This window comes from Methanococcoides sp. (genome assembly GCF_030594565.1).
Taxonomy (GTDB): domain Archaea; phylum Halobacteriota; class Methanosarcinia; order Methanosarcinales; family Methanosarcinaceae; genus Methanococcoides; species Methanococcoides seepicolus.
Map to the genome: position 1 here is coordinate 1 of NZ_JAUVEY010000120.1, position 6,827 is coordinate 6,827.

Sequence of the window (6,827 nt, forward strand, 5' to 3'; positions counted from 1 at the left end):
ATAGATAATGAGGAAATCTTTGGGGACAATCTTCAAGATGTTGAAGCTATTCTGCACAGCCGCAGTTCGAATACCTATGGTGCTCTCGACACAGATGACTTCTTCCAGTACATGGGTGGATTGATGCTGGTTGTAGGAGAAGCTTCCGGTACAACTCCGGATACCTACATAATGAACCTCCAGAACCCGGATGCTGAAACCATAGAAACACTGAAAACATATCTCTCAAGGGAGATCGTTACAAGGTATCTCAACCCATCCTGGATCGAAGGTATGCAGCAGCATGGTTTTGAAGGTGCAGGTGCGATGGGTAACTTCATCGAAAATCTCTGGGGATGGGAAGCCGTATGTCCTGACCTGATAGATGATCATGTATGGGACAGTGTGTATGACACATACATGACCGGTGATAATGCGGATTGGATCAAAGAGAATAACCCGTATGCCTACCAGTCCATGAACGCAAGGATGATCGAGACTGCAAGAAAAGGTAACTGGGATGTATCTGATGAGGTACTAAAGACTCTAATAGAAGATTATGTCAAATCTGTAGTCGAGAACGATGTTACCTGTTGTCACCATACCTGTGGAAACCCTTCACTCGATCAGTTTATTTCCGGACAGATATCTCTTTTGGGAGTCGAGGTTGACCAGGATACCCTTGATGCGTACAACAAACTGATGCAGGACGCAACACATCGATATCCTGAAACGAGTTCCCACAAAAGCAGTTCCCACAAGAGCAGTTCGAACACACCTTCTGCAAGCATCGTCAATAGCACAAGCACAAGCAATGATGCAGAAGGCTACGGAACTACTACAGAACAGACATCTGCGGTGGATGATAATTATGTGGAAGGGTATGAGATGACAAAGGAAACGAACTCTGAAGAGGAGGCATCTTCAAGTGGGTTCTCAGGATCAGATATTCTGGCTACTGTCGTCGTCTTCCTTGCAGTGGGAACTATGGTATATGGATTCCGCAGGCAAAAGTTGTAAAAATAAGTGGCATCCTTAAATGGATGCCTGTTTCTTTTTTTATTGCTTAATTAATAACCAATTAAGCAAATATCTCTTCCAATCCGCTTTCCAGATATGGATACATTGCAGCAGTATAACCATGTGCCATGCCATCAACAGTTCCGAATGACTTAGGTCCTTCTGCCTTCTCGAATGTTCTCATGGCGGCATCATAAGGAATGATCGTGTCATTGAGGGAGTGTATCATTACAACTGGACGTGGTGATATCGTGCCAACATAGTTGTCAGGGTCAATAGATAAGTAAAGATCATAGGCTGCCCGGTCAATTACCTCTTCCCTATCGATAGAATCAGAACCATATCCACTTGTGCTTATGACGATAACACCGGAGATCGAATCATCGATGGATGTTGCAATAATAGCGAATCTGCCACCGTTGCTCGAACCCAGCATTGCTATCTTCGAGCCATCTATTTCAGGCTGGTCACGTAACACATCTGATGCTATCAATGCATCATAGACCATCAAGAATTCCACAGGCTCAGCACCGTTCCTGAAGAGCATTACATCCTTTTCTACATCCACTGCACCAAGATTTCGCTGGTCGATGACGATGGATGCATAACCCATATCAGCCAGAAGCACAGAAAGACCATGTTCAACCTCTTTGGTAACTCCTGTACCTGGTAATATGACCACAGCAGGAACTGCACTGGTGCTATTGTTAGTTATCCCGGGAATTGTCAAAAGGGAATTCACCTGTGTTTCCCTGCTTGTGTAAGAGATGGTCTTTACAGTATAATCGGAGTTAGAGTCATCAGTATCCATAACAGAATACTCGATTTTTTCAAGTTCAGGATAGAATAGCAAGCCGTCTTCTGTCATTACCCATTCATCGTCCTGGTTATACATAATGCCGTAAAAACCTGCGAGCAATAGTAACAGGCCGATTAAAAGCACAATATTGTTGTGACGTTTCAGGAAAGGTTGCTTTGGTTTGATCTTAGCCATAGCTAAACAAATGGTAGCACAATAAAAAAAAGGTTTTCCGTGCCAGAGGTGACACGGATAGGATCAATTGATTTATTTCTTTGGTGGCCAGTTCAGTTCCATCCAGCCAGGAAGCCTGCCTGAGTCAGTCGGACCGATCATTACTGCTGCACCGAGCTCGTCTTCCACATCACCCTGAAGACGTGCTGCAAGTCCTGGAAGAACGATGACTTTGTGAGTAAGTTTACCCATGTCAAAGCCTGCATCATCAAGTCCTTTCTTTATCTTTGCGGCTGTAAGCTGTCCTCCTGCCACAGCAGCCTCTACACCGATACCATCAGTGTCGATAGCTGTGAGGTAACAGTCTACACCATTGGATGAAAGGTCACTCTCAACTGTGTAGTATGTCAGGGCGAAGTTGGCTGTGACAAGCAGTGGTGAATCTGCTGTTGGTGAACCTATCTCATAGACTGCAGGATCGACCGTAACAGGCTTCCTTGGGTCAGTGTACATAGTGTCACGTATATGCAACTGTGGCATCAGTGCGTATGGCTCGATGCTGTGCATTATCATGATGTCGCCATACTTGATAGTGAATATGGAAGCTACAACGGTTTCCCAGTATGATGCGCTGATCTCGTCATCGTGTGCCATCCACGCTGTGAATGGAACTGCCATGATCGGGAATGCGATATCACGGTCACCATTGATGCCTGCTCTTCTGATCTTCAGGAAATTGTTGAGGGTCGTCTTAAGACCTTTTCCTGTTGGGAATGTTCCCGGATCTAGTACAACATCTTCGATGCCATTATCTGCGAAGGTCTTTGCCATTGACTTTAGAAGATCAAGGTCATTTGGTGCAAAGACAGTTACAGGGACATTGAACTCCTGTGCCAGAGCTGCGACTTCCTGCCAGTTATCCTTGTTCGCTGCATAAAGAAGCGGCCTCTTTTCAGCTGCGACCTCAAGTCCTGCCCTTAGGACAGCAGGTTCGAACGAGCAGAGGATCATTGGGAACTCAGTGGTCTCCATTACCTTCTTTACAGTCGTTGCGAACTTTTTAGGGTCATTTGATACACTGCGAACAGCGATCATGTCAAGGGTGAGGTAATCACCGACATAGAATTTCTTGAAATCCTGTATCTTGTTCACTCTTTCGACAAGGTCATTCTCTTCCATGGTATCCCATACATCATAGGCAAGAGCTGCCTTGTTGAAGAAAGTAAGCTTATGACGGTGCAATACATCGTCTCCACCGATACTGATAGCGTTATCTCCTACACCGATGACAACTTCCCTTATCTCAGGAGCAAGGAGAGTTACAAGTTCATCATATTTCTTCTTGTATTTTTTTTCCTCAATAAGAGGAGTACAATCGGTTGCCTGCAGTGACCTGTCGATAAGATGGGAAGCAAATGCCATACATGACGTTTCACCACACTGACCACAGTTCGTTCCTGGAAGGAACTTGTATGCTTCGAGGGGGCTGTTTATTTTCATTTATCACACCTCCGCTCCGATCCACTTAGTGATATCGATCTCATCAGCCTCAATTGAGCCGTAGAGTGTTTGTGTTATTTCCTTGAGCACCTGAACTGATGTCGGGTGCATCATCATGAACATATCGTTGCCTGCAAGTGAGAGGGTCAGACCTGTGACTATCTCCCAGATAGGACCTCTGTACTCACGTGGACCCCAATCGGAATCCTGTTTGAGTGGAGATTCCTTCATCCATGACTCTCGGGCACCCCATGCATTGGTTGTACCGGAGGACATTGGGAATGTAAGTTCTTCATCACCCATGAGGCCTGCAAGTCGAATACGTTCCATGTTTGTGTATGCATAGTCAAGACCATAACCAAGCGCTGCAGTAGTTGGATCCATGACAATGCTGTCCCTTGGGACATTACACTGTTTCATGAGCTTTCTGTTAAGTTCCTTCTGCGCATTTATCTCAAGCTGTGTCCATGAGAGTACTGCATGACCGTGGTCAGTAGCAGCTTTTGCAACCCTCTCATAATCGAGATTAAGACTTGCGGATGCAAGGAGAACACGCTCGCCTTCTGCAGCCTCTGCTGCCTTTTCAAGAACCTCAGGGTCCTTCTTTGGATTACCTGAACCACCTATAACAATAGGTACATCAACTGCCTGAAGAACATCTTCTACGACCTTTGCTGCTTCCCTTGCAGGAGTATCGTTGATAAGAGGATCTGTTGAGATAAGGTGTATAGTGACCATATCTGCATTGAAATCACGTACGACCTTCTTTGCCCACTCGGCAGGATCGTTGATAACATCCCCATAGTTATCTTTGACAGACTTTGCCATACCGATTGGCATGTCGAAGACATCCATTGTAACATAATTGCGGTGTGGCATTTCCGCATCGAAGTAATAAGGAAGTGCATTTTCCCCACCAAGAGTGACGGTGCTCTTACGGGAACCACCATCTGCTGATGTTGCACCGAGGGTAACTTCCTGGATAGGTGTTGCCCATTCGCTCATCTTTGAAACATCGAGCTTTGCAGGAAGGAGTTCTGGTATCCTTGACGTACCTGCAACAGGTGCCTGCGGAAGTCCGCCCATTGCTGATGCGAAAAGCTGGTCAACAGGGTATCCCAACATTCTTGCAATATTGGCAACATGCAATGATATTTGAGCAGCTTCGTGCCCCATTGCATAGGCCATTGCGGGATTAAGTCCGCCGCCTCCGGAAATATCGAGCTCGATGTCACCTTCGATAGTCACTCCTTCGAGTGATTCGACATCGAGGTCTTTAAGGAGATCAGTAAGACCTGATAATTTCATCTTGTTTGACATATGAATTCACCATTTTACTTATGTGAAATAATGACAGTAATTACAGACCGAGTTTCTTTGCTATTTTATCAACTTCCTGAACAGCAATGGAATCATCAGGAAGATCGAAAAGGGGAAGCCCTTTAAGATCCCTTTCCGCAATAACGCAGTCAACAGGAACTGTTCCTATCAGTTCAAGGTTCAGTCCATCTGCTGTTCTCTCGATCTCAGCCCTATTTGCATCTGTGACCTTGTTCGCAACAACAACTATGTTCCTGACATTGGTATCGAGCTCTTCAGTAAGATCCCTTATACGTTCTGCTGTGCGTAACCCACGTCTTGAACCATCTGTAACGACAATAAGATCATCGACATCACGGATCATTTTACGACTAAAATGCTCAAGTCCGGCTTCGGTGTCAATGATAACGACATCGTAATTCTTTACGAGCCTGTCCATGATACCACGAAGCAGATTGTTTACATAGCAGTAGCAACCGGATCCTTCCGGACGACCCATTACAATAAGATCGTACTTTGGCATCTCCTCCAGAACCTCATAGAGCTTGGATTCGAAAATGGATTCCTTGTTGATATCAGGAGGAAGATTATCCCTCTCATCCAGCATGAACTGTTTCATGTCACCGACAGTCTTCACTACCTCGCATCCAAGCGTCTCCGGCAGATTTGTATCCGGGTCTGCGTCAATAGCAAGGACAACCTTGTTAGTTTTTGTAAGATGGCGGATGAGAAGACTGGTCATAGCAGTCTTCCCGGTTCCACCCTTACCTGTTATTGCGATAACTTTTGTCACAGAAAACCCCGTTCACTCCTTTTTCTGGATAATCACTTTCTCAATGCTTACCTTTGCATTCTTAAGAATGATCTTAACACCGCCGGTACCGGAGGAAGATGGCATCATCATTGGCATACCCTGCATAGGCATTGCGTTCTGCATCATTGGAGGTGCCGCAAATGTTGCTGTCTCCTGAGCTTCCTCAGCCTCAGGCTCTTCCTCAACTTCCTCTACCCATCTCTGAACGATAGGATGGTCCTTTGTTGTCAGGAAGTTCTTGAGAGAATCAAGGTCTGCAGCATCTTCTTCGGTTGCAACCTTTTCTGCGATATCTGCTGGAATATCAGCCAATACCCGGTCTTTCAGATGCTTTGGCATCCATACGACACGGTCCCAGCCACCATCGGACTGGATGAACTTTGGAGATCTGAAATAGTTGATACCAATACCGAGGAAACCAACTACTTGCTTTCCACCACCGGTCTGACCTGCCATTGTAGAGAATGGAAGACCGTTCGGTGCAACGCCTGCGAAATCCCTGTCGACCCAACCAATACCATCAACTTCTGGTATGTAGAAACCTACTACCTCGAAACAGCCACATGATGTGTGTGGGTAATCAAAGAACGAGTGAAGATTGATACGATCATATTCACCGCTTGAAAGTGATTTTGCAAGATCGTTAACACCGGAATACTCACCAGCTTCTGCATTGATCACATCGCCTTTAGGAATCGCGAACTGTGGACCTTCAGGATCGACCTTTGCAGCTGCACGACCATCGAACCAGTTGATGGCACCACAGAGTGATATTCTGTCCGGTGTAATTACACAAACGTTAGAAGGTGCAAATGATTGACAAAGAGTACATCCATAGAAAGTGTCAACATCCTCATCGTGAAGATCGCGTGTCCTGTCATCTCTTGATTTGTAGACCGCCTTTACATTATCCAGCTCTTTCTCGATCTCAGCAAGATCTGTTACATAAACAGCTTCGACCTTCTCTATGAATGGAAGTTCGTTCTTGAACAGCATCATAACAGCCTGGGCGATAGGCTCAAAGGAGGTGAGACCTTTAGCCACAGCATCCTTGCTGACACGTATCCATACATCATAGCGCTGGTTCAAATGCATTAAACCCTGAATGTAGTTCTGGAAATCGTGGTTCCTACGTTCTACAATTGACTCAAGGTCTTCTTCCACAAGTTCTCCTGCGATCTTGTAGATCATTGCGAACGGATGTCTTGATCCTTCCTCCAT

6 protein-coding genes are annotated in these 6,827 nt (G+C 45.6%); 1 reads left to right on the forward strand and 5 read right to left on the reverse strand.

Going from position 1 to position 6,827, the window contains the following annotated elements:
* A partial coding sequence (locus QAS77_RS09425) for a cobaltochelatase subunit CobN (RefSeq protein WP_305065157.1) occupies positions 1 to 999 on the forward strand: 999 nt, incomplete at its 5' end.
* A 61-nt stretch (positions 1,000 to 1,060) separates the two neighbouring features.
* On the opposite strand, the gene QAS77_RS09430 is transcribed toward QAS77_RS09425, so the two are convergent.
* The 5 genes from QAS77_RS09430 to cdhC all read right to left on the reverse strand — a co-directional run.
* Positions 1,061 to 1,993 (reverse strand): alpha/beta hydrolase, encoded by a 933-nt coding sequence (locus QAS77_RS09430; protein WP_305065159.1) that lies wholly within the window; start codon positions 1,991 to 1,993, stop codon positions 1,061 to 1,063.
* A 72-nt stretch (positions 1,994 to 2,065) separates the two neighbouring features.
* A complete protein-coding gene (gene acsC, locus QAS77_RS09435; RefSeq protein ID WP_305065161.1) occupies positions 2,066 to 3,472 on the reverse strand; it encodes an acetyl-CoA decarbonylase/synthase complex subunit gamma in 1,407 nt (468 codons plus the stop codon).
* A 3-nt stretch (positions 3,473 to 3,475) separates the two neighbouring features.
* The gene (gene cdhD, locus QAS77_RS09440) at positions 3,476 to 4,792 is read right to left on the reverse strand and encodes a CO dehydrogenase/acetyl-CoA synthase subunit delta (RefSeq protein ID WP_250868652.1); all 1,317 of its coding nucleotides are present in this window, start codon (positions 4,790 to 4,792) and stop codon (positions 3,476 to 3,478) included.
* Positions 4,793 to 4,832: 40 nt separating this feature from the next.
* A complete protein-coding gene (locus tag QAS77_RS09445; protein ID WP_305065162.1) occupies positions 4,833 to 5,585 on the reverse strand; it encodes an ATP-binding protein in 753 nt (250 codons plus the stop codon).
* 12 nt (positions 5,586 to 5,597) lie between these two features.
* Positions 5,598 to 6,827: CO dehydrogenase/CO-methylating acetyl-CoA synthase complex subunit beta (gene cdhC / locus QAS77_RS09450; protein ID WP_305065163.1), on the reverse strand; the 1,230-nt coding region annotated here is incomplete at its 5' end.